This is a genomic window from Paraclostridium sp. MRS3W1, assembly GCF_032465715.1.
In the GTDB taxonomy this organism is placed as follows: Bacteria; Bacillota; Clostridia; order Peptostreptococcales; family Peptostreptococcaceae; genus Paraclostridium; species Paraclostridium dentum.
On sequence record NZ_JAWDJM010000161.1, the window covers coordinates 42247 to 63689 of the forward strand.

The 21443-nt window shown below is 29.0% G+C and carries 18 protein-coding genes and 1 other annotated feature; of the genes, 1 reads left to right on the forward strand and 17 read right to left on the reverse strand.

The genetic code is table 11. From position 1 onward, the window contains the following. Positions 1–6: 6 nt before the first annotated feature. The 8 genes from mfd to purR all read right to left on the reverse strand — a co-directional run bounded on the left by mfd (position 7) and on the right by purR (position 9887). Entirely contained in the window at positions 7–3396 is a 3390-nt protein-coding gene (mfd, locus tag RWY47_RS13095) for a transcription-repair coupling factor (protein WP_224171029.1), read from the reverse strand. 20 nt (positions 3397–3416) lie between these two features. Continuing rightward, positions 3417–3977, reverse strand: a complete 561-nt coding sequence (pth, locus tag RWY47_RS13100) for an aminoacyl-tRNA hydrolase (RefSeq protein ID WP_224171028.1) — start codon at positions 3975–3977, stop codon at positions 3417–3419. 50 nt (positions 3978–4027) lie between these two features. Beyond that, positions 4028–4603 carry a prepilin peptidase gene (locus RWY47_RS13105; protein WP_316030348.1) on the reverse strand — a complete coding sequence of 192 codons (576 nt, stop codon included), beginning with the start codon at positions 4601–4603 and terminating at the stop codon, positions 4028–4030. 74 nt (positions 4604–4677) lie between these two features. Next, positions 4678–5739: a type IV pilus twitching motility protein PilT gene (locus RWY47_RS13110; RefSeq protein WP_224171027.1), complete on the reverse strand. Its 1062-nt coding sequence runs from the start codon at positions 5737–5739 to the stop codon at positions 4678–4680. Between the two features lie 183 nt (positions 5740–5922). After that, the gene (locus tag RWY47_RS13115) at positions 5923–6873 is read right to left on the reverse strand and encodes a ribose-phosphate diphosphokinase (RefSeq protein WP_021430390.1); all 951 of its coding nucleotides are present in this window, start codon (positions 6871–6873) and stop codon (positions 5923–5925) included. A 94-nt stretch (positions 6874–6967) separates the two neighbouring features. Beyond that, positions 6968–8335 carry a bifunctional UDP-N-acetylglucosamine diphosphorylase/glucosamine-1-phosphate N-acetyltransferase GlmU gene (gene glmU / locus RWY47_RS13120; protein WP_224171026.1) on the reverse strand — a complete coding sequence of 456 codons (1368 nt, stop codon included), beginning with the start codon at positions 8333–8335 and terminating at the stop codon, positions 6968–6970. Positions 8336–8544: 209 nt separating this feature from the next. After that, a complete protein-coding gene (gene spoVG, locus RWY47_RS13125; protein ID WP_021430398.1) occupies positions 8545–8823 on the reverse strand; it encodes a septation regulator SpoVG in 279 nt (92 codons plus the stop codon). A 176-nt stretch (positions 8824–8999) separates the two neighbouring features. After that, positions 9000–9887: a pur operon repressor gene (purR, locus tag RWY47_RS13130; protein WP_021430368.1), complete on the reverse strand. Its 888-nt coding sequence runs from the start codon at positions 9885–9887 to the stop codon at positions 9000–9002. Between the two features lie 224 nt (positions 9888–10111). On the opposite strand from purR, the gene murC reads away from it, so the two are divergent. Then, on the forward strand, positions 10112–11464 hold the full coding sequence (murC, locus tag RWY47_RS13135) for a UDP-N-acetylmuramate--L-alanine ligase (RefSeq protein WP_021430411.1): 1353 nt from the start codon (positions 10112–10114) through the stop codon (positions 11462–11464). Between the two features lie 26 nt (positions 11465–11490). On the opposite strand, the gene RWY47_RS13140 is transcribed toward murC, so the two are convergent. The 9 genes from RWY47_RS13140 to RWY47_RS13180 form a co-directional block, all read right to left on the reverse strand. Further along, positions 11491–12285: a hypothetical protein gene (locus tag RWY47_RS13140; RefSeq protein WP_021430418.1), complete on the reverse strand. Its 795-nt coding sequence runs from the start codon at positions 12283–12285 to the stop codon at positions 11491–11493. A gap of 108 nt (positions 12286–12393) precedes the next feature. Beyond that, the gene (locus RWY47_RS13145) at positions 12394–13290 is read right to left on the reverse strand and encodes a cation diffusion facilitator family transporter (RefSeq protein WP_021430367.1); all 897 of its coding nucleotides are present in this window, start codon (positions 13288–13290) and stop codon (positions 12394–12396) included. A gap of 184 nt (positions 13291–13474) precedes the next feature. Further along, the gene (locus RWY47_RS13150; protein WP_021430353.1) at positions 13475–14590 is read right to left on the reverse strand and encodes a M20/M25/M40 family metallo-hydrolase; all 1116 of its coding nucleotides are present in this window, start codon (positions 14588–14590) and stop codon (positions 13475–13477) included. A 93-nt stretch (positions 14591–14683) separates the two neighbouring features. Continuing rightward, the gene (locus tag RWY47_RS13155) at positions 14684–15802 is read right to left on the reverse strand and encodes a hypothetical protein (protein ID WP_021430397.1); all 1119 of its coding nucleotides are present in this window, start codon (positions 15800–15802) and stop codon (positions 14684–14686) included. A gap of 70 nt (positions 15803–15872) precedes the next feature. Next, on the reverse strand, positions 15873–16742 hold the full coding sequence (gene rsmA, locus RWY47_RS13160) for a 16S rRNA (adenine(1518)-N(6)/adenine(1519)-N(6))-dimethyltransferase RsmA (RefSeq protein WP_021430387.1): 870 nt from the start codon (positions 16740–16742) through the stop codon (positions 15873–15875). 27 nt (positions 16743–16769) lie between these two features. Next, positions 16770–17300, reverse strand: coding sequence for a ribonuclease M5 (rnmV, locus tag RWY47_RS13165; RefSeq protein WP_021430389.1), 531 nt, complete (start codon positions 17298–17300; stop codon positions 16770–16772). Between the two features lie 144 nt (positions 17301–17444). Then, complete coding sequence (locus RWY47_RS13170; protein ID WP_025162039.1) at positions 17445–18215, reverse strand: TatD family hydrolase; 771 nt, start codon at positions 18213–18215, stop codon at positions 17445–17447. Between the two features lie 12 nt (positions 18216–18227). Next, complete coding sequence (metG, locus tag RWY47_RS13175; RefSeq protein WP_021430355.1) at positions 18228–20162, reverse strand: methionine--tRNA ligase; 1935 nt, start codon at positions 20160–20162, stop codon at positions 18228–18230. Between the two features lie 55 nt (positions 20163–20217). Further along, positions 20218–20457, reverse strand: a binding site (T-box leader). A gap of 250 nt (positions 20458–20707) precedes the next feature. Further along, positions 20708–21430, reverse strand: a complete 723-nt coding sequence (locus RWY47_RS13180) for an amino acid ABC transporter ATP-binding protein (protein WP_021430383.1) — start codon at positions 21428–21430, stop codon at positions 20708–20710. Positions 21431–21443: the final 13 nt, after the last annotated feature.

Sequence of the window (21443 nt, forward strand, 5' to 3'; positions counted from 1 at the left end):
ATTTTTTTATTTTTTTGAATTACACATTTGCTCAAGTATGTTTTCTAATTCTAAAATTATCTTATATCCATTTTTTTCCTTAGTTTTGTATCTAGTTTGCGGTAAAAGAATAATTTCATCTTTTGCCATTCTAACTTTTTCTATACCTAACTTTTTACATAATGTTTTCATGTACGCAATAGACATAAGTGCATTTACAGATTTCGGAATATCAGAGAACCTATCCTCTAACTCATCTTTTATATCATTTAAATCTTCTTCATTTTCTATAGAAGCAATTTTTTTGTACATTTCAATTTTTATAATTTCATCTTCTATATAGCTATCAGGAATGTATGCATTTACAGGTAAATCTATTTCTACATCTATTTCTTCCTCTACTATTTCTCCTTTTACCTTTCTTATTGCATCATTTAACATTTTAACATATAAATCATATCCAATAACAGCCATATGTCCATGTTGTTGTGGTCCTAGTATATTTCCTGCTCCTCTAATTTCTAAGTCTCTCATAGCAATTTTAAACCCTGATCCAAACTCAGTAAACTCTTTGATGGCTTTTAATCTTTTTTCTGCAATTTCACTTAAAACTTTATCCTTTTCATACATAAAGTAAGCATATCCTTGCCTATTACTTCTTCCAACTCTACCCCTTAGCTGATATAGTTGAGCTAATCCCATCTTATCAGCATCATAAACTATCATGGTATTAGCGTTAGATATATCCATCCCAGTTTCTATTATAGTTGTACATACAAGAACATTGTATTCTTTATTTAAAAATCCTAATATAATATTTTCTAACTCTTTACCAGTCATCCTTCCATGAGCAACAGCTATTTTAGCATCTGGAACTAATTTTTGAATCATACTGGCCATTTCATCTATTCTTTCAACTCTATTATATACAAAAAATACTTGACCATCCCTAGCGATTTCTCTTTCTATCTCATCTTGTATTATACTCTCTTTACCTTCTACAACATATGTTATAACTGGATATCTCTCTTGAGGTGGTTCTTCTATAACACTCATATCTCTTATTCCACTTAGAGACATGTGTAAAGTTCTAGGTATAGGTGTTGCTGATAATGTTAAAACATCTACTGTCGATTTTATCTTTTTTAAAGATTCCTTATGTTTTACCCCAAATCTTTGTTCTTCATCAATTACCACTAATCCTAAATTAGGAAGATCTATATCTTTAGATATTATTCTGTGAGTTCCTATAATTACGTCTACCAATCCTTTTCTAGCATCCTCAATTATTTGTTTTTGCTCTTTTGGAGTCTTAAATCTACTTAATACCTCAACTCTTATAGGGTAATTTTCAAACCTAGCTCTAAACGTATTGTAATGCTGCTGAGCAAGTATTGTAGTAGGAACTAATACTGCAACTTGTTTTTGGTCCATACAAGCCTTAAAAATAGCTCTTATAGCTACTTCTGTCTTTCCGTAACCAACATCACCGCATATAAGTCTATCCATTACTTTGTTAGACTCCATATCCTTTTTAGTTTCTTCTATAGCTTTTATTTGGTCATCTGTTTCTTGATACGGGAATAAAGTTTCAAATTCACCTTGCCATAAAGTATCTTTGCTAAACTTGTATCCTTTTATTTTTTCTCTTCTTGCATATAGTTCTACTAAATCTTTGGTCATGTCTTCTATTTCTTTTTTTACTTTAGCTTTAGCCTTTGACCATTCATTGCTACCAAGTTTATTTAATTTAATTTTTTCTGTATCTGAACCTATAAACTTCTGTATCTTATCCATTTGGTCTATAGGTACATATAAATTATCTCCACCTTGATATACAACTCTCATATAATCTTTTTTTACACCATTCACACTTAGTTGATCTATACCTACATATCTACCAACCCCGCTGTTTTCATGTACAACATAGTCTCCAACATTTAAATCTAAGAAACTTTCTATCTTTTGGCCTTTATTAGATTTTTTATTTTTCACTGTTTTAGCTCTTTTGTTTGAGCCTATCATTTCTTTATCGGTTATAACATCAAATTTTATAGACTTATATTGGAAACCTGACGTTATATTACCTACAACTATAACAATTTGTGATGATTGAATATCTATATCTCTTTTTCTAGATAAAATACTTTCTGTTCCTAAATTTAATAGTTCCTTGTTTAATTTTTTAGCTCTATCATATGTGTTAGTTGCTAAAAGAATTTTATGTCCATTATATTTTAATCTATTTAATTCTTCTGCTAGAATGTCTATCTTTCCATTAAAAGTAGGTATTTCTCTACTTTCAAAATTAACTATACTTCCTATGTTGAATTCCTTAACAGCTTTAGTTAATAACATATTTAATATCAATTTTTTCTCTTCTACTAAATATTCTAAATCTGAATAATGATAAAGAAGTTTACCTTGTTCTTTTAAAGCTAATCCTCTTTCTAGATTTAACTTATAATTTTCTTTAAACTCTGATGTGTAATTTTCACATCTTTCTTTCAAACGAGATAAGTCATTTATAAATACTATTGCATCTTCTTTTAAGTAAGTAAAGATGCTTTTGTTTTCTTCCTCATACATATAATCTATATAATTTTCTACACCTTCAAAATACGTTTTACTCGCTATATTATCTAAACTTTTATATACATCGTCATCCGTAAATTTATGAGTATCTTTTTTTATTTTCTCAATAGTAGAATTTACATCCTCAGGATATATAAATTCCCTTGATGGTGTTATTGTACATTTTTTTATTTTCTTTATAGATTTTTGAGTAAAAACATCAAAAGTTCTTATAGATTCAATTTCATCATCAAATAGTTCTATACGTACAGGTGTATCATATTCTAAAGAGAATATATCTATTATTCCACCTCTCACACTGAACTGTCCAAATCCTTCTATTTTAGATACTCTTTCATATCCTAGAGAAACTAGCTTTTTTGATAATTCATCTAAATCTACTACATCGCCTATTTTATAGGTAAAAATATTTTCCTTTAAAACATCTTTAGGTATATACTTTCTAAGAATAGCTTCTGCAGATGTCACTATAATTGTATTTTCTCTGCTTATCATCTTTAAAAGTACTTTTAATTTCTTTGCTTCTTCATTTCTATCCTTTGCATCTAAATGATAAAAATAGATATCTTGTGAACTTAAATAATCCACTTTATCCTTCATATAAAAACATAAATCTTCATATACTTTTTTAGCTTCTAAATCAGTATTTGCAACATATAAAATTTGCTTCTTTAAATCACTAAATATAGAGTAAGCTATATTGGATTTCTGAGCTTGTAATAATCCATTTACAAGCAATGCACTTTTATTATTTTCAATATTATTTATTATGTCTTTATATTCTTTAGAATTTTGCAAAGGAGATATAAAAATATCAGACATATTCAAATCCCCCTTATAAACTAACCATTATATTTATTCATTGCTAAATCTATATTTTCTCTAATCATACAATCAACAGATTTAGCAGCTTTTTCTAAGCCATCTTGAATATTTTCTGACTCTTCTTTTCTAAATCTAGATAACACAAAATCTGCTAAGTCCTGTCCTGGTCTTGGCTTTGATACTCCAACTCTAATTCTTGGAAACTCATTAGTCCCTAAGCATTTTAATATAGATCTCATTCCATTATGAGTTCCGCCACTACCTTTTTTTCTTATTCTTATTTTTCCAACATCTAAGTCTATATCATCGTATATAACAACTATATTTTCTGAATCTACTTTATAGTAATTATATATATCAATTAAAGTTTCTCCACTTAAATTCATGTACGTTTGTGGTTTTACCAATAAAACTTTTTCAGCTCCTACTCTACCTTCACCTATAAGGGCCTTATGTTTTATTTTCGTTACGCTTATGCCATATTCCTTTGCCAAAATATCTATAACATTAAATCCAACGTTATGTCTTGTGTTTTCATATTGTTTTCCTGGGTTTCCTAATCCTACTATTACATACATTTTCATTCCTCCTTATATCTTGTTTCAATTTAAAACTTACTTTAAAATTTTTATATTAGTAACATACTGTTTTGCTCTAAAAATATCACAGCCAATGTACTCAAAGAAATCCATGGTGCAAGAGGAACATACGATCCTACACGCTTCTTTTTCGTAATCAACATATACATACCATATATACCCCCAATTATAAAAGATATAGGTATTATATATATGCACTTTTCTATTCCTATACAAAAACAGCACAAAGCATAGACTCCTATATCTCCTGAGCCTACACCTTTCGTTATTTTTACCACTATATACGGAATCATAAATCCAAATACTAATCCCATCAAATGATCTATTATTATTCCTCTTGTTATCAATATAATAAATCCTTGCACTATTATACCACTAATCGTAGTTATATCGTATATATACATTGTATAATAGTCCACTATAGATATCACTATTAAAAAACCTATTAGTATTGCGTACATTATAAATTCTTTGCTTAATCCTAGTTTCACGTATAACATATAGATAATTATAGGTATTATAACATATAAAAATATTTTTATTTTATTATCTTTTAAATCAATTTTAAATACCTCATCTAAAAAAAATATTATTATTTGTACCATTAATAAACTCATTAATATTATTTTCATCATAATTTAAGTACTAATAGCAGGATATTTTAATTATTAACATCTTGCTAAAATTCTAATCCAATTAATCGTTTCGTATATTCTAAATCTATACATCTATTTATTACACTTTCTTTTGAAATTTTCCTTCTTTTAAATAAATTTACTAAATCTTGATCCATAAGTTGCATTCCATTTTTAGATCCAGTTTGTATAATATTTGAAATCTGATGAGTTTTTGAATCTCTTATTAAGTTTTTTATAGCGGATGTAGATACCATTACCTCAGTAGCCGCCACCATACCTTCATTATTTATATTAGGTATAAGTTGTTGTGAAATTATACCCTCACATACACTTGATAGTTGCATCCTAATTTGATTTTGTTGATTAGCTTGAAACATATCTATAATTCTATCTATTGTTTGAGCTGCTCCAATAGTATGTAATGTTGAAAAAACTAAATGCCCAGTTTCTGCTGCTGTTAAAGCTGTAGCTAATGTTTCTTCATCTCTAATCTCTCCTATAAGAATAACATCTGGATCTTGCCTAAGAACTGATTTTAATCCAGATTTAAAATTTTTTGTATCTTTACCTATTTCCCTTTGAGATATAATACTGTTTTTTCTATTGTAAATGTACTCTATTGGATCTTCTAGTGTTATTATGTGTTTTTGAAAATTTTTATTAATAGAGTCCAATATACTTGCTAATGTTGTGCTTTTTCCACTTCCCGTTGGCCCTGTAACTAAAACCAGCCCATTTTCTTTCTTTGCAAATTCTTTTACAACATTGGGTAATCCTAATATTTCAAGATCAGGAATTTTGGAATTTATTATTCTTGCAGCAATCGCATAACTATCTTGTTGTTTATATATATTAACTCTAAATCTATATAAGTTCTTTATTGAGATAGAAAAATCATATTCTCCTAATTCTTTAATCTCATTAAATTTTTGAATCCCTATTAATTCATTAGCCATTTTTTCAGTATCTGACTTGCTTAATAATTCATTTGAAATTTTTATAAACTTTCCATTCACCCTAGCTATCGGTTCGCATTTAGAATTTATATGTACATCTGACGCTCCTAAATCACTAGCGTTTATTAAAATATCAAATATATCCATAATCTACCTCCTACGATTTATTTGCATCTCTTTTAAGATTATTTCTATATTGAGTTCAGATATACAAATATTTTCCTAGGAAATATATAAAAATTAGATAAAATTTAAAATGTTATCTTAAGATTTAAGCAAAAAAAGAGTTCATTTATAAATAAATGAACTCTTTTTTATTTGATTTTAATATTAAAATAATTGACTTACTGATTCATTAGCAAATATTTTCTTTATTGCGTCTCCAAATAAAGAAGCTACACTTTTCACTTTTATCTTGTCAATTTTCTTTTCTTCAGGAAGTTGTATAGTATCAAGTACTATTAACTCACTTATAGCTGAATTCTCTATTCTTTCTATAGCTGGACCTGATAAAACTCCGTGTGTACAACATGCATATACATCTTTTGCCCCAAATTCTTTAAGAGCATTAGCTGCATTCACTATTGTACCTGCTGTATCTATCATGTCATCTAATAATATAACATTCTTACCTTTAACCTCACCGATTATATTCATCACCTCACATACATTCGCTTTTGGTCTTCTCTTATCTATTATTGCTATCGGAACATCTCCGTTTAAAGTATTGGCAAACTTTCTAGATCTTGTAACACTTCCTAAGTCTGGCGAAACTACTACTAAGTCTTCTATTTCTTTTGTGTTGAAATAGTCAGCTAATATTGTTCCACCTTGTAAGTGATCTAATGGTATATCAAAATATCCTTGTATTTGTGCCGCATGTAAATCCATAGTTAAAACTCTATCTGCTCCTGCTGCAGTTATTAAGTTTGCAACTAATTTAGCTGTAATTGGATCTCTAGCCTTAGCCTTTCTGTCTTGTCTTGCGTATCCATAGTATGGTATAACAGCAGTTACTCTACCTGCAGATGCTCTTCTTAATGCATCTATCATTATTAATAGCTCCATTAAGTTATCATTTACTGGGCTATTAGTTGATTGTATTACGAAAACATCACAACCTCTTACTGTTTCACTTATATTTACAGATATTTCTCCATCGCTAAATGTCCCAACTTCGCATTTTGCCATTGGTACACCTATGTAATCAGCTACTTTTTGAGCTAACTCTTTCGACGCATTTCCTGCAAGTATTTTAATTTCGCTTCCGCTAGTATTCATAATTACCTCCCGAAAATTTTGTTAAAGAAAATATTATATTTAAACGCAGGTATAGACTAGGCTATATCTGCGTTATAGCCTTGTTTATATGAATTTATTTCTTAAGGTTCTTCTTTTCTACCCAACCTTCTTTTATAACTTGTCTTTCTCTAGCTATTGCCAATGCTCCTTGTGGAACATCATCCGTTATAGTAGATCCTGTAGCTATATATCCATTTTCTTCTACTACAACTGGAGCTACTAAGTTAGAGTTTGATCCTATAAAAGCTCCATCTTTTACAACTGACTTAAATTTATTTTTACCGTCATAGTTTACAAATACTGTTCCGCAACCTATATTAACATTTTTTCCTACATGTGCATCTCCTATGTAAGCTAGGTGAGATGCCTTAGAATTATCTTCTATTGTAGCATTTTTAACTTCTACGAAATCTCCTACTTTTACATTATTACCTATATTACTCTTAGGTCTTAAGTATGCATAAGGTCCAACTGTAGTATTATTACCAACTTTACTATCTATTATCGTAGAATTTTCTACTTCTGTTCCATCACCTATTGTAGAATTTGATATAGAAGTATTCATTCCAATTTTACAATTACTTCCTATTTTTGTATTTCCTTTTAACATAGCTCCTGGATATACAATTGTATCATTTCCAATTTCTACATCTGATTCTATATATGTGCTATTTATATCTATTATAGTTACACCATTCACCATGTGCATAGTGTTTATTCTTCTTCTCATTATTTCTTCAGCTTTAGATAATTCAACTCTTGAGTTTACACCCATAAGTTCTTCTATCGTAGCTCCGTTAAATGCTCCTACTTTAAGATTATTATTTCTCATTATTTCTACTGTATCAGTTAAATAATATTCTCCTTGAGCATTATTATTGTCTATTTTAGAAAGAGCATATTTTAAGCTTTTTCCATTAAAACAATAAATTCCTGAATTTATCTCATTTACTAACTTTTCTTCTTCGTTAGCATCTTTTTGTTCAACTATTTTTAATAAGTCTTGTTTTTCATCTCTTATTATTCTTCCATAACCTGTTGGATTTTCTACTTTAGTAGTTAATACAGTAGCATGATATCCATTATCTAAGTGATATTTGAATAGATTTTCTAATGTATCTGAATTTACTAAAGGAGTATCTCCACATAAAACAACTATAGTATCATTTTCTGATATGTGCTCATTTGCCATCATAACAGCATGACCTGTTCCTAATTGTTCAGTTTGCATAGCTATTTTAGTATCAGTAGGTAATACATCTTGAACTACCTCACTTCCATGACCTAAAATCGCAACAATTTCATTAACCCCTGACTTTTTAGATACATTGACAACGTGGTTTACCATCTCTTTCCCACATACCTTGTGAACTACTTTTGGCAAACTTGATTTCATTCTTGTTCCTTTTCCTGCCGCAAGGATTATTGCCTTAAAATTCATAAACCCACTCCATTTCAATCTTTTTTAATTTTAAATAAATCTATATATGATGTGTAAATATTTTATTTTGTATACAATTTCCTAATTCTATTAACTAATATACCATTTTTGAAGTAAAAAGTACATATTATTCAAATAAAAAAGAGCCTAAAATTCGGCTCTTTAAGAAATATATTCGAAAATATATCTTATTTTAGTTCTTCTTTTTACTATTCAGCAGCTACTTCTAATTGAGAAATTGCTTCTTGATATGCTTTTAAAACTTCTTCTTCTAACATTTGTCTCATTTCAGCATTTATAGGGTGAGCTATATCTCTGAAGTTTCCTTCACCTATTTTTCTACTTGGCATAGCTATAAATAATCCATTGTGCCCCTCTATAACCTTTATATCATGTACCACAAATAAATTATCGAAAGTTAATGAAACTATACACTTCATTTTCCCCTCATCAGTTAATTTTCTTACTCTAACGTCAGTGATTTTCATTTTACTAATATCCCCCTTTTAGTTTTGACAAATTTAATTTGAACATTAAAAAATCTTTTTTTATTTATAATATATTAATTCTATCAAATTGCTAAATTTCCTCTATTATTTCAGAAAAATTTTTTTATTTTTTTACCTTTTTTTTATTTGATAGAAATTTACCCTTAAAATTTATATTATTCTTCTAATTTATCAATTTCACTTTCTTGTTCTACAGTTTCTCCCACTTCAGCTGTAGACCAATATTCTTCCCTAAAAGTTTGTAAATTAGGTTTAACGCTTACAACTTCATTATTAACTACATCTATTTCTATTAAAGATATATAATCTTCGACCATTTTTTGTGTTGGATTAGTAGTAGATATGAATACTCCCCTTCCTATAACTTCCGCTCCAAACTCATTCATAAGTTGCATCATACCTTTTATAGTTCCTCCGCCCCTCATAAAGTCATCTATTAATATAACTTTGCTTCCTGGCTTAACAGCTTTTCTCGGTAAACTCATGCTTTCTACTTTAGAAGAACTATTTCCACTTACATATGTCATGCTAAGTGTCGGACCTTCTGATACTTTAGTGTCTTTTCTTATTATCACTAAAGGTAAATTCATAGCTTTTGCTGTCATAAGAGCCATAGGTATTCCTTTTGTCTCCATAGTAACAACGTAGTCAGCTTGTGAATAATCTATATTTGATGCAAATATTTTACCAATCTTAGACGCTATTCTAGGATCGTATATTAAATCTATAAGATATAAAAATCCTCCTGAAAGAATTCTAGATGGATCTTTTATTTCTTCACATAGGTTTAATAAAAATTCTTCATTTTCTGATTTTGATGTTTTTGGAATATATTTAACTCCACCAGCGGCTCCTGATATAGTTATTACTTGTCCTAATTCTAGCTTTTCAAAAACATTTTTAACAACTATTAAATCTTCACTTATAGTTGATTTAGCCGAATTAAATTTTGATGTGAAATAGCTTAAAGTAAATATTTTATTAGGATTATCTGATAGTATTTTAACTATCGCTCCTATACGCTCCGTTCTTTTAAACTTCATATATAATACCTCCTGTACCTGAAACCTATGTATTTAAACTTGTTAATGCATATTTTTTTCCAATATGTTATAATATTTGTTATGTTTTATTTGAAATTTAATATATTAATGTATAGAAATATTTTATAATTTTAGTTTGCTTAAAATATTGAACATTATACTATTATATCACAAACATAGTTCTTATTGTAGAACTTTTAATTTATTAGAAAGGTGGTTTCAATATGAACATATTCTTTATAGGTGTTGGCGGTATAAGCATGAGTGCTCTAGCTAAAATATGCCTAAATAAAGGTTATAATGTTTTCGGTTCAGATTCTACAGAGTCATATCTATTAGATGATTTACGTTCTCAAGGAGCAACAATATATGTTGGTCATAAAAAAGAACATATAACTGATAATATAGATATGGTAGTATATACTGCTGCTGTTAAATCTGACAATGAGGAATTAATCGCTGCTAAAGAAAAAAATAAATTAACAATAAATAGAGCTGCATTTTTAGGTCAAATAATGAGGGAGTATCAAAATGCTATAGCAATCTCTGGTACTCACGGGAAAACATCGACAACTTCGATGCTATCTGCAATTTTTGAATACGCGGATCTTGACCCTACGATATTAGTTGGAGGAAACCTTAGTATTATAGGTGGAAATGTTAAAATAGGTAAATCTGAGAACTTCATAACTGAAGCTTGTGAGTATGTTGACAGTTTCCTAAACTTCAATCCTAAAATTTCAGTAGTACTTAATATAGAAGAAGATCATTTAGATTACTTCTCTGGAATCGATGAAATAAAAGCATCTTTCAATAAGTTTGGTAAATTATTACCTTATGATGGATACTTTATAATCAATGGAGATGACGAAAATACTAAAGATATACTTCATGAAATAAAAGCTACTGTCATAAAATACGGTCAAGATGAAGGAAATAATGCTTTAATAAAAGATGTTAGATTTGATGAAAACGGATACGGAATATTCAACATTAACTATAATGGAAACAATTTAGGAGAGTTCAAACTTTCTGTTCCTGGTGTCCACAATATATATAATGCTACTGGTGCTATAATAGCAGCTTTAGTTTCTGGTGTAGAATTAGAGACTATAAGAAAAAATATTGCATTATATGGAGGAGTTGGAAGAAGATTTGAAGTTAAAGGTAAATATAAAAATGCTTTAGTTGTAGATGACTACGCTCATCATCCAACAGAATTAAAGGCAACTTTATCTGCTGCTAAGAAAATTAAAAAGAATAAGTTATGGTGTATATTCCAACCTCATACTTATACAAGAACTAAATCTTTATTAAACGAGTTTTCAGATGCATTCTATGCTGCTGATAAAGTTATAATAACAGATATATACGCTGCTCGTGAAAAAGATCCTGGTGATATACATTCTAAAGATTTAGTAGATAAGTTATATCAAAATAATGTTGATGTACTATACCTAAGTGAATTTGAAGATATTGCTAATTATCTTGCTGAAAATGTAGTTGAAGATGATTTAGTTATAACTGCAGGCGCTGGTACAGTTTATAAAATCGGCGAAATGCTTCTTAATAAATAAAAAACTAGGGCTAAGCCCTAGTTTTTTTATTTACTTCCAATCTTAAATATATCATTTTTTAAATATTCATATAATCCATCATGAACTTCATAATATGCAGTTGCTTTATCTGATGTTATTTTAACATAATCGTTACCCATTGTTTCTAGTGTAGTAGAATAACCATCACCATGAATTTTAATAGTAAAGTTATATTCACTTCTTTCTTTACTCTTTTCTGGTTGAATTTTTCCAACTAATCTCTTTACAGATATTTTATAAGCTAAATCATCATATTTCCATTTCCATGGTTTTTTTACTTCATCTTTGTATATTATCTCTACACTATCCCAAGTTTTATATTTTTTTACAGAATCTATAGATGTATATATACTTTCTTGAAGCAATTTATCAAATGCTTGTTTTTCTGATACCGGAATTTTATAAAACTCTTCTTTATTTACTGTGTAAATTCTAAAATAATCTAAATCTGTAGAAAATCTAATTCCATTATCCATGTAAGCTTCATATTTACTTTCGTAATTACTAGGCTTTCTAACTTCTTTAAACTTTGTAGAGAAAAACTTTATTTGGTCCCAGTAATCTTTTTCTATCCTTACATCTTTTAATTTATCATCTGAAATATATACAGTGTCAGTCTCTTTCATTTGAGAAATTAAAGTTTTATTATCGGATTCTGTACTTTTATCTTGAACTTTAACAGGTTCACTACTTTCTTGTTGTTTTGAGAAATAAATATATGTACCCGCATATACAACGAAAAAAACAATCATCCCTATAAGTATGATTACGCGCTTTTTTATTTTTCTTTTCTTTGCCATAAAAGCTCCCCCCTATATAATTACGATTTTATTATACTATAAAATTCACAAACTAAAAAGCACTACAATTTAATCATAGTGCTTTTTTATTATTTTTTAAAATTTTGATTATTTTTTGCATGAATTTCCTGGGCAATTTATACATGGTTCTACATGGACTGTTATCCCTTTGACAAACTGCATATCTTTTATTATCCTTTTTTCTAATTTAGTGGCAATTTCATGCCCTTCATATACAGTTAAGTCTTTATTTACACATATAGTTAAATCTACATATGCAGTTGCACCATGTTTTCTTGTTCTAATTTCACCTAAGTTAATTACGCCCTGCGTTCCTTCAGCTATACTTATAATTTGTTTTTCTTCTTCTGTATCAATAGAATAATCCATAAGTTCATTTGCTGAATCTTTTAATATATCAAATCCAACCTTTGCAACAAATAACGCAACTACTATAGAAGCGATAGGATCTAATGCTTTAAAACCTAACATAGCTCCTCCTATACCTATAAATGCTGCTATAGATGAAAGAGCATCTGATCTATGATGCCATGCATCTGCTTTTAATGATGGTGAATTTATTTTTTGAGCTATTTTTATTGTTATTCTGTATTGATACTCTTTTATAGCTACAGATATAACTGATACTACTAATGGCAACGCTGTTGGTATTTGAACACTATTTAAATTAAATAATGATTTTAATGCATCAAATCCTATTTTTAATGATACCACTATTAATAATATAGAAAGTAAAAAAGATACTAATGTCTCGGCTTTTTCATGTCCATAATTATGATTTTCATCATTTGGAGCATTAGCTATTTTATTCCCTATTAAAACTCCTACCGAGCTAATAATATCAGATGCTGAATGTAATCCATCTGCTATCATAGCATTAGATTTACCTACTATACCTGCAAATATTTTTATAAAAGTTAAAATAACATTCCATACTATAGATTTTATTGTTACCTTATTTGCTTCATCATACCTTGTTTCCACTTAATTTCCCTCCTTTTAATACTATCTTTTATTTTACTATCCATTTTTATTCACATTTAAACTTATATTAAATATTAAATGCAATAAATTATGGTTATAATTCAATATTAATTATCATTTATCTTTAAAATGAAAAATCACCCAACAAATGTTGGGCGATCTTTATATTATATCATATATTTGATTAAGCTTCTTTAATTATTTCTAATACTGCTCTTGAAGAATTTATTATATCTTCTATAGCTATATATTCTTCTAATGTATGAGCATTTTTCATACCTATTCCTAAGTTTACAGCTTTTACGCCATTTCCATTTAATACGTTAGTGTCACTTCCTCCACCTGTTGCTGCTGTATAAGCTTCTATTCCTAAGTTAGAGAATGCTTTTTTAGCAAGTTCTACTATTTCTTCATTATCATCCATTTTGAATGGTGCATAACATCTAGTTACTTTAGCTGTTACTTCTGCTCCCATAGCTTCTCCTGCTTTTTTAAATTCTTCTACCATATGATTAGTTTGAGCTTCTAATTTAGCTACTTCTAAACTTCTAGCTTCTGCAACTATTTCAAGTTCTGGCATAACTATGTTAGTAGCTATTCCTCCATTAACTATACCTATATTTGCAGTAGTTTCCTCATCTATTCTTAATAACTTCATATTTTCTATAGCCTTAGAAGCTACCATTATAGCACTTACTCCATTTTCTGGTTGTAATCCTGCATGTGCTGGCTTACCTTTTATAGTTATTTCTATTTTATCTTGAGCTGGAGCTTTTGTTATTATTTCTCCTGGAGATCCACCGCTATCTAAAACAAATGCAAAATCTGGGCTTACTTTAGAATAATCTAAGTATTGAGCTCCAAATAATCCACCTTCTTCCCATATAGAGAATACTACTTCTATATCAGCGTGGTCTATATTGTTTTCTTGTATAACTCTTAAAGCTTCTAATATAGCTGCTATACCAGCTTTATCGTCAGAACCTAAAACTGTAGTTCCGTCACTTTTTATTATTCCAGTAGCTTCATCTATTATAGGTTTTATTCCTTCTCCTGGGCTAACTGTATCCATGTGAGAACTGAATAAAATAGTTTTACCTTCTCTGTTTCCTTTTAATTTAGCTATTACATTTCCTGTTTCTCCACCAACTTTTGTTCCAGCTTCATCTATACAAACTTCGCATCCTATAGCTTCTAACTTTTCTACTAAAGCCTTTGCAACTTTACCTTCTTTAGCTGAAGGACTATCTATTTTTACTAATTCAATGAATTCGTCTATTAATCTTTTTTTGTTTATCATCTTAAATTTCCTCCTTGGTATATGTGATATATACATTGTAATTTATATTGGTAGTTTTTTCAAGAGAAAACGATATTTTTAAACTAGTGCCAATTATTTTACAATTTTTCTAGTTCTAGAATCTACAAGACATATCCAGTATCCTAGTTTATCACTTCTATCATCGCAAGGTTTATACATATCAAATCCCGTATGGCCTTGGTCAGGCTGTTCATTTTTATTTCCTGGAATTGCATATATATAATTTTTACGTTTATTATATTCATCATATTGAACACCAAATAAATAGTGTCTATATCTATAAGCCTGTAAAACTATATCACTATACATAGTATAATTTAGAGTATTTACATATCCTAAATAAGGCATTGTATAACCACACATAGTCATTGGTGTTATTTCTATTTTCCACCATCTAGTATTGTCAAAACTTTCATTTACAAATGGTTTTACCTCTTTAAACATCTTTAATCCTTTTTTTATTTGTCTAGGCATTAATAGATTTCTTATTTTAGTTGTTTCGACTTCTTCATATTCTATATTTTCATTTACTTGTTTTATATCCTCAACTTGTTTGCTATATTTACTTTGTTTTTGTTTTTGACTTTGGTTTTGATTTCTATGATTATTATTAGGAGTATATTCTTGTTTAGGCTCTACATACTCTTCTACATCTTCTTGCTCATCTTCATATTCATCATCTTCTACTTCTATATACTCTAAATATTCGTATTCATATTCGCTATCTTCGTCTTCTACATCAATATACTCAACTTCTTCGTATTCATATTCATCATCTTCTATTTCTTCATATTCTCCGTATTCTTCATTTTCAGCAAATATAAGTTCTTCATAGTTTTCTAATTTACTTCCTTTAAAGCCTATTAAAGGAATGCTTTTTTCATATGTTAAAGCTATAGATTTAATATTTGAAGTATTTTCATCTAAACTTAAAGCAAATTCTCCTTTTCCTTGCTCGCTTAAAACTATATTTCCTAAATCTACGGTATTATAATCTTCTAATATAGCAACTACTTTATATCCTTCTCTAACATATTTTAAGTTTTCTACATAAAGAGCAACTAGTGATTTGTCTTCTGTCACTTCAACTTTTGCAAAAGCTTTAGGTAAAACTCTGTCTTTATATCTGAAATTCATATCCTTGGCTTCTAAAATTATATAATCTCTTTTATATTTCTTTTTAGTACTCAAAGTTATCCCCCCTATAAAAAATATAAATCCCTCTAAACATTATATGTTTGGACATGCAAAAAAGTACCTTCTATTTAGAAGGTACTTTTTTATTTACACAGTTTGCAAGATTTGCAAATTCTTCGATAGATAGAGTTTCACCTCTTCTTTTCTCATCTATATTTGCTTCTTGTAAAACTTCTCTTATTTCATCTTTATCTAAAAACCCTAAAGTTCCTAGTGCATTTAGTAATGTTTTTCTTCTTTGCCCAAATGCTGCTTTTACAGTTTTGAAGAATACTTCTTCACTGTCTACTTTGTACTTTTTCTCTTCTCTTACATGAAGACCTATTACTGTCGAATCAACATTTGGTTGAGGTATAAACATATGTCTAGGTGCTTTTGCTACAATTTCTGTATCACAATAATATTGAACTGCTATAGATAATGCTCCATAATCTTTAGTTCCAGGACCTGCATTCATTCTATCTGCAACTTCTTTTTGAACCATAACTACTATATCTGTTACAGGTATGTCTTCTTCTAAAAACTTCATTACTATTGGAGTTGTAATATAATATGGAAGATTTGCAACAAGCTTAACTGGTCCTCCACTTAATTTTTCATTTACTAATCCTTGTACATCTACTTTTAATATATCTTGGTTTACAACCTCTATATTTTCAAATTCATCTAAAGTATCTTTAAGTATAGGAATTAAAGTTTTATCTATTTCTATAGCAACTACTTTATCTGCAACTTTTCCCATTTCACGAGTAAGAGTTCCTATTCCCGGTCCTACCTCTATTATTTTGTCGCCTTCAGAAAGTCTGGCTCCATCTAATATTTTATCTATTACATTATCATCTATTAAAAAGTTTTGCCCTAATGACTTAGAAAACTTAAACCCATGTTTATCTACTACTTCTTTGGTTTTTCTATGTGACGAAAGTCTATCCATATTTTTCTCCTTTTACCTATCTAGTTTTTATAGAGTCTCTAAAGATTTTTCAAATTCTTCTCTACTAACTCCATAATTATTTAGTCTATTTAAAAATTGTTTTGCATTTCCGTATCCTATACCAAGTATCATTCCTAGCTTATCTCTTCTATGCGATGCATCATCACTTCCTATAAGCCCATTTCTTATTAAGTCTACTTGTCCGAATTCATCTCTTTTATCTGTACTTTCAGTTCTTACCTTCTCAAGAGCTCTTCTTATACTTTCTGGAGTTGCATTTTCAATACCTATGTCTCCATTTTTTTTAGCTTCTTCTCTTGGTAAAAATGCATGTTTACATCCTGGAACTTCTGCAGCTATCTTCTTTCTTATTTTTTCACCAGCAAAATCTGGATCAGTAAATATTATTACTCCTCTTCTTTCTTGTGCAGCTTTTATTCTTTCCATAACTCCTTTAGGAAATCCAAATCCACCTGTAGTTATTAATTCTGCATCTAATGCTCTTTTTACAGCAGTTACATCGTCTCTTCCTTCTACTACTATTATTTCCTTTATCATCTAATCACCTTTTCGCTCATTTTACTTAATATCTTTATATTTTAAGCGTTATGCTAAATTTTATCAAGGCTACAAATCAGATTGTCCCTTAATTTAAATATTTTTATACAAAATAAAGGGATGTCTTAGACACCCCCTTTATCTTTATTTTATATTGAAAAATCTTTTAGCATTTTCTTTTGTAACTTCACAAACCTGCTCATATGAAATTCCTTTTTCTTGAGCTATTTTATCAGCTACAAATTGAACTAAAGAAGGATCATTTCTTTTTCCTCTATGTGGTTCTGGAGCCATATATGGAGAATCAGTCTCTATAAGTAAATACTCAAGAGGTATTTCTCTAACAACTTCTCTAGTTTTTTTGTTATTTTTAAATGTTACAGTTCCTGGTATAGATATTAAACATCCCATTTTAATATATTCTTTAGCAAGTTCTACATTCCCGCTATAACAATGAAGAACACATCCTATTTCAGGACTTTTTGTGTTTTTTATTATTTCAAATGTATCTCCATGTGCATCTCTATCATGAATTATTATAGGCAATTTAAGTTCATTAGCTAGTTCTATTTGTCTTTTAAACCATTCCTTTTGAGTTTCTCTTGGAGAGTTATCATAATAGTAATCTAAACCAATCTCACCTATAGCTTTTACTTTTTCATTTTGAGTAGCAAGTTTTCTTAATGTTTCTATATCATCTTCGTTCATTTCACCTACATCATGAGGATGAACTCCAACTGCAGCATATATAAAATCATATTTATTAGCTAATTCTACACTGCTTTTAGATGTTTCTATACAAGCGCCTGGATTTAAAACTAAATCTACACCTTTATTTTTAAGTGAGTTTATTAATTCTTCTCTATCTTCATCAAATCTTTCATCATTTAAATGTGCATGTGAGTCAAATAACATTTTGTCATCTCCTTATCTAACTTCGCAACCGTCTTTAGCTCCTTCTGTGAATGGTACGACTAAATCATCTCCATTATCTCCTGCAGCTAATATCATTCCTTGTGATTCTACCCCTCTTAATTTAACAGGTTTTAAATTACATACTACTGTAACTTCTTTTCCTATTAAATCTTCTGGCTTATACCACTTAGCTATTCCTGAAACTATTTGTCTTGTTTCTGGACCTACTTTTACTTGTGATACTAAAAGTCTATCTGCTTTTGGATGTTTTTCACAGCTTATAATTTTACCTATTCTAAGCTCAATTTTATCTAAATCATCTATAGATATTTCTGGTTTATGTTCTAATGGTGCTTCTACTTCTTCTTTTTTCTCTGAAAATAATTCTTGTAGTTCTTCTACTTCTTTTTCTATATCTAATCTTGGGAATAATGCATTTCCTTTTTCAACCTTTGTATTTTCTTTTATTAATCCAAAAGTTTTAGTACTTTCCCAAGTAGTTAAACTCTCATCATTTATTCCTAATTGTCCATATATCTTTTTAGCAGTATCGTTCATCATTGGATTTATAAGAGTTGCTACTATTCTTATAGATTCACATAAATTATATAACACTGCATCTAATTCATCTTTTTTAGCTTCATCTTTAGCTAAAGCCCATGGCATAGTTTCGTCTATATATTTATTAGTTCTTCTTATTAATTTCCAAGCTGATTCTAAAGCTTCATTAAATTGAAGTTTATTCATTTCTATTTCAAAGTTTTCAACTGAGTTTTTAGCTGTTTCTTTTAAACTATCATCAAACTCAGTACTTACTTTTGGCATTGGTATTATTCCTTCGTTATACTTCTCAACCATAGAAACAGTTCTACTTACTAGGTTTCCTAAATCATTTGCTAAATCTGAATTAAGTCTAGTTACAAAGTTTTTGTGAGTATAGTTACCATCTTGACCAAATGCAAATTCTCTTAATAAGAAGTATTTAAGAGCATCTACTCCATATCTTTCTATCATTTGTTCTGGGTATACTATATTTCCTTTAGATTTACTCATTTTGTCGTTATCAAATAATATCCATCCATGACCATATACTTGTGTAGGCATCTCTTCACCTAAAGCCATTAATATAGCTGGCCATATTATAGTATGGAATCTCATTATTTCTTTTCCTACTATATGAACATTAGCTGGCCAATACTTCTTATATTCAGAATCATCTTCACTCATATATCCTAAAGCTGTTATATAGTTACATAACGCATCTACCCAAACATATATAACGTGTTTTTCATCAAAAGGAACTTTAATTCCCCAATCAAAAGTAGTTCTAGTTACACATAAGTCTTCTAACCCTTTATCTAAGAAGTTTGCAACCATTTCATTTTTTCTAGATACAGGGAAACAGAAGTTAGGATCTGCAAATAACTCTCTTAATCTATCTTCATATTTAGATAGTTTAAAGAAATATGCCTCCTCTTTCGCTATATAAGTATCTCTTCCACAGTCAGGACACTTATTTCCTTCTAATAATTGAGATTCTGTCCAGAAACTTTCACAAGGAGTACAGTATCTTCCTTCATAAGATCCTTTATATATATCACCTTGCTCATATAACTTAGTGAATATTTTTTGTATTATAACTTCATGTCTTTCTTGAGTTGTTCTTATGAAATCATCATAAGATATATCCATAGTTTTCCATAGTTTTTGTATATCTGCTATCATTCCATCAAGGTACTCTATTTCTGTCATTCCCTTTTCTTTAGCAGTTTTTTGTATTTTTTCACCGTGCTCGTCTGTTCCTGTTAAGAATTTTACATCGTATCCACAGAAACGTTTAAATCTTGCTATTGCATCTGCTGCAACAGTTGTGTAAGTATGTCCTATATGTAAATTACCACTTGGGTAATATATAGGAGTTGTAACGTAAAAAGTTGGTTTTGTCATATATATTTTCCTCCTCATTTTCTATATAAATAAAAAACTCGCCTCCTATGATATACATAGGGGCGAGGTTATATTCGCGGTACCACCCTAACTTTATCTAATAAAAAATATTATATTAGATATCTCAAAAGACGATAACGAGTCCATCCGTTTTATCTTAAAAATAGATATTAATCTACTATTCGGATAAAATAGCTCCAAGACCATATTCAATAATGCTTTTAACACTAGCTTTCACCTTATCTAGCTCTCTGTAGGAAAAATAATTATTTACTCATCTCTTCATAGCTTAATTAGTTATTATATTTAACATAAAGTATATGTTATATTCATTGTTTTTGTTAATATTATTTTAATTCTTAGGTAATTATATTTAATCGTGAACTTTAGATTAATGTAATTACCAGCTCATAAACTTGAGCAACGGACCTGTTTATTACGGTCGTTGGCGACATGAGCGAAGCGAATTTTTATATAACTTATTAAGCTTAATTTTATTAAATTTACTACATTATGTCAATGTAATTTTCCTATATTACTATGTTTTATATAACTTTATCAAAGAATTGTTTAGCTCTTATATTTTTTGTATTTTCAAATACATCTTTAGGTGTACCCTCTTCTAGGATATACCCTCCATCCATAAATACAACTTTACTTGCAACTTCTTTAGCAAATCCGATTTCATGAGTTACAACAGCCATAGTCATTCCCTCATCTGCAAGTTCTTTCATAACATCTAAAACCTCTTTAACCATCTCTGGGTCAAGCGCAGACGTAGGTTCGTCAAATAGTAAAACTTCCGGTTTCATGGCTAACGCTCTAGCAATTGCTATTCTCTGTTTTTGACCTCCTGATAATTGAGATGGATATGCATCTTTTTTATCTAATAATCCAACTCTGTCTAACAAGTTTAATGCATCTTCAATAGCTTCATCTTTATTTATTTTTTTTAATTTAATAGGTGCTATAATTATATTTTCTAGTACTGTCATATTTGGAAATAAGTTAAAATTTTGAAACACCATACCTATATTTTCTCTAATCTTATTAACATCACATTTTTTATCTAGTATATTTTGATTATTAAAAATAATTTCTCCGTTATTTGGTTTTTCTAATAAGTTTAAACATCTTAACAACGTACTCTTTCCAGATCCACTTGGCCCTAAAATAGCTACTATTTCTCCTTTTTTTATATCTAAATTTATATCTTTTAATACTTCTAATTTACCAAATTTTTTCTTTATATTCTTTACTTGGATCATAATTTAACCTCCT

Bases quoted from the DNA above. Each gene is read 5' to 3' on its own strand.
- RWY47_RS13140 (WP_021430418.1), bottom strand. From the start codon at position 12,285: ATGGCAAAGAAAAGAAAAATAAAAAAGCGCGTAATCATACTTATAGGG.
- rnmV (WP_021430389.1), bottom strand. From the start codon at position 17,300: ATGATAAAGGAAATAATAGTAGTAGAAGGAAGAGACGATGTAACTGCT.
- RWY47_RS13105 (WP_316030348.1), bottom strand. From the start codon at position 4,603: ATGGTACAAATAATAATATTTTTTTTAGATGAGGTATTTAAAATTGAT.
- mfd (WP_224171029.1), bottom strand. From the start codon at position 3,396: ATGTCTGATATTTTTATATCTCCTTTGCAAAATTCTAAAGAATATAAA.
- murC (WP_021430411.1), top strand. From the start codon at position 10,112: ATGAACATATTCTTTATAGGTGTTGGCGGTATAAGCATGAGTGCTCTA.
- RWY47_RS13150 (WP_021430353.1), bottom strand. From the start codon at position 14,590: ATGATAAACAAAAAAAGATTAATAGACGAATTCATTGAATTAGTAAAA.
- metG (WP_021430355.1), bottom strand. From the start codon at position 20,162: ATGACAAAACCAACTTTTTACGTTACAACTCCTATATATTACCCAAGT.
- RWY47_RS13115 (WP_021430390.1), bottom strand. From the start codon at position 6,873: ATGAATACTAGCGGAAGCGAAATTAAAATACTTGCAGGAAATGCGTCG.
- RWY47_RS13180 (WP_021430383.1), bottom strand. From the start codon at position 21,430: ATGATCCAAGTAAAGAATATAAAGAAAAAATTTGGTAAATTAGAAGTA.
- rsmA (WP_021430387.1), bottom strand. From the start codon at position 16,742: ATGGATAGACTTTCGTCACATAGAAAAACCAAAGAAGTAGTAGATAAA.
- RWY47_RS13110 (WP_224171027.1), bottom strand. From the start codon at position 5,739: ATGGATATATTTGATATTTTAATAAACGCTAGTGATTTAGGAGCGTCA.
- glmU (WP_224171026.1), bottom strand. From the start codon at position 8,335: ATGAATTTTAAGGCAATAATCCTTGCGGCAGGAAAAGGAACAAGAATG.
- purR (WP_021430368.1), bottom strand. From the start codon at position 9,887: ATGAAGTTTAAAAGAACGGAGCGTATAGGAGCGATAGTTAAAATACTA.
- spoVG (WP_021430398.1), bottom strand. From the start codon at position 8,823: ATGAAAATCACTGACGTTAGAGTAAGAAAATTAACTGATGAGGGGAAA.
- RWY47_RS13170 (WP_025162039.1), bottom strand. From the start codon at position 18,215: ATGTTATTTGACTCACATGCACATTTAAATGATGAAAGATTTGATGAA.
- pth (WP_224171028.1), bottom strand. From the start codon at position 3,977: ATGTATGTAATAGTAGGATTAGGAAACCCAGGAAAACAATATGAAAAC.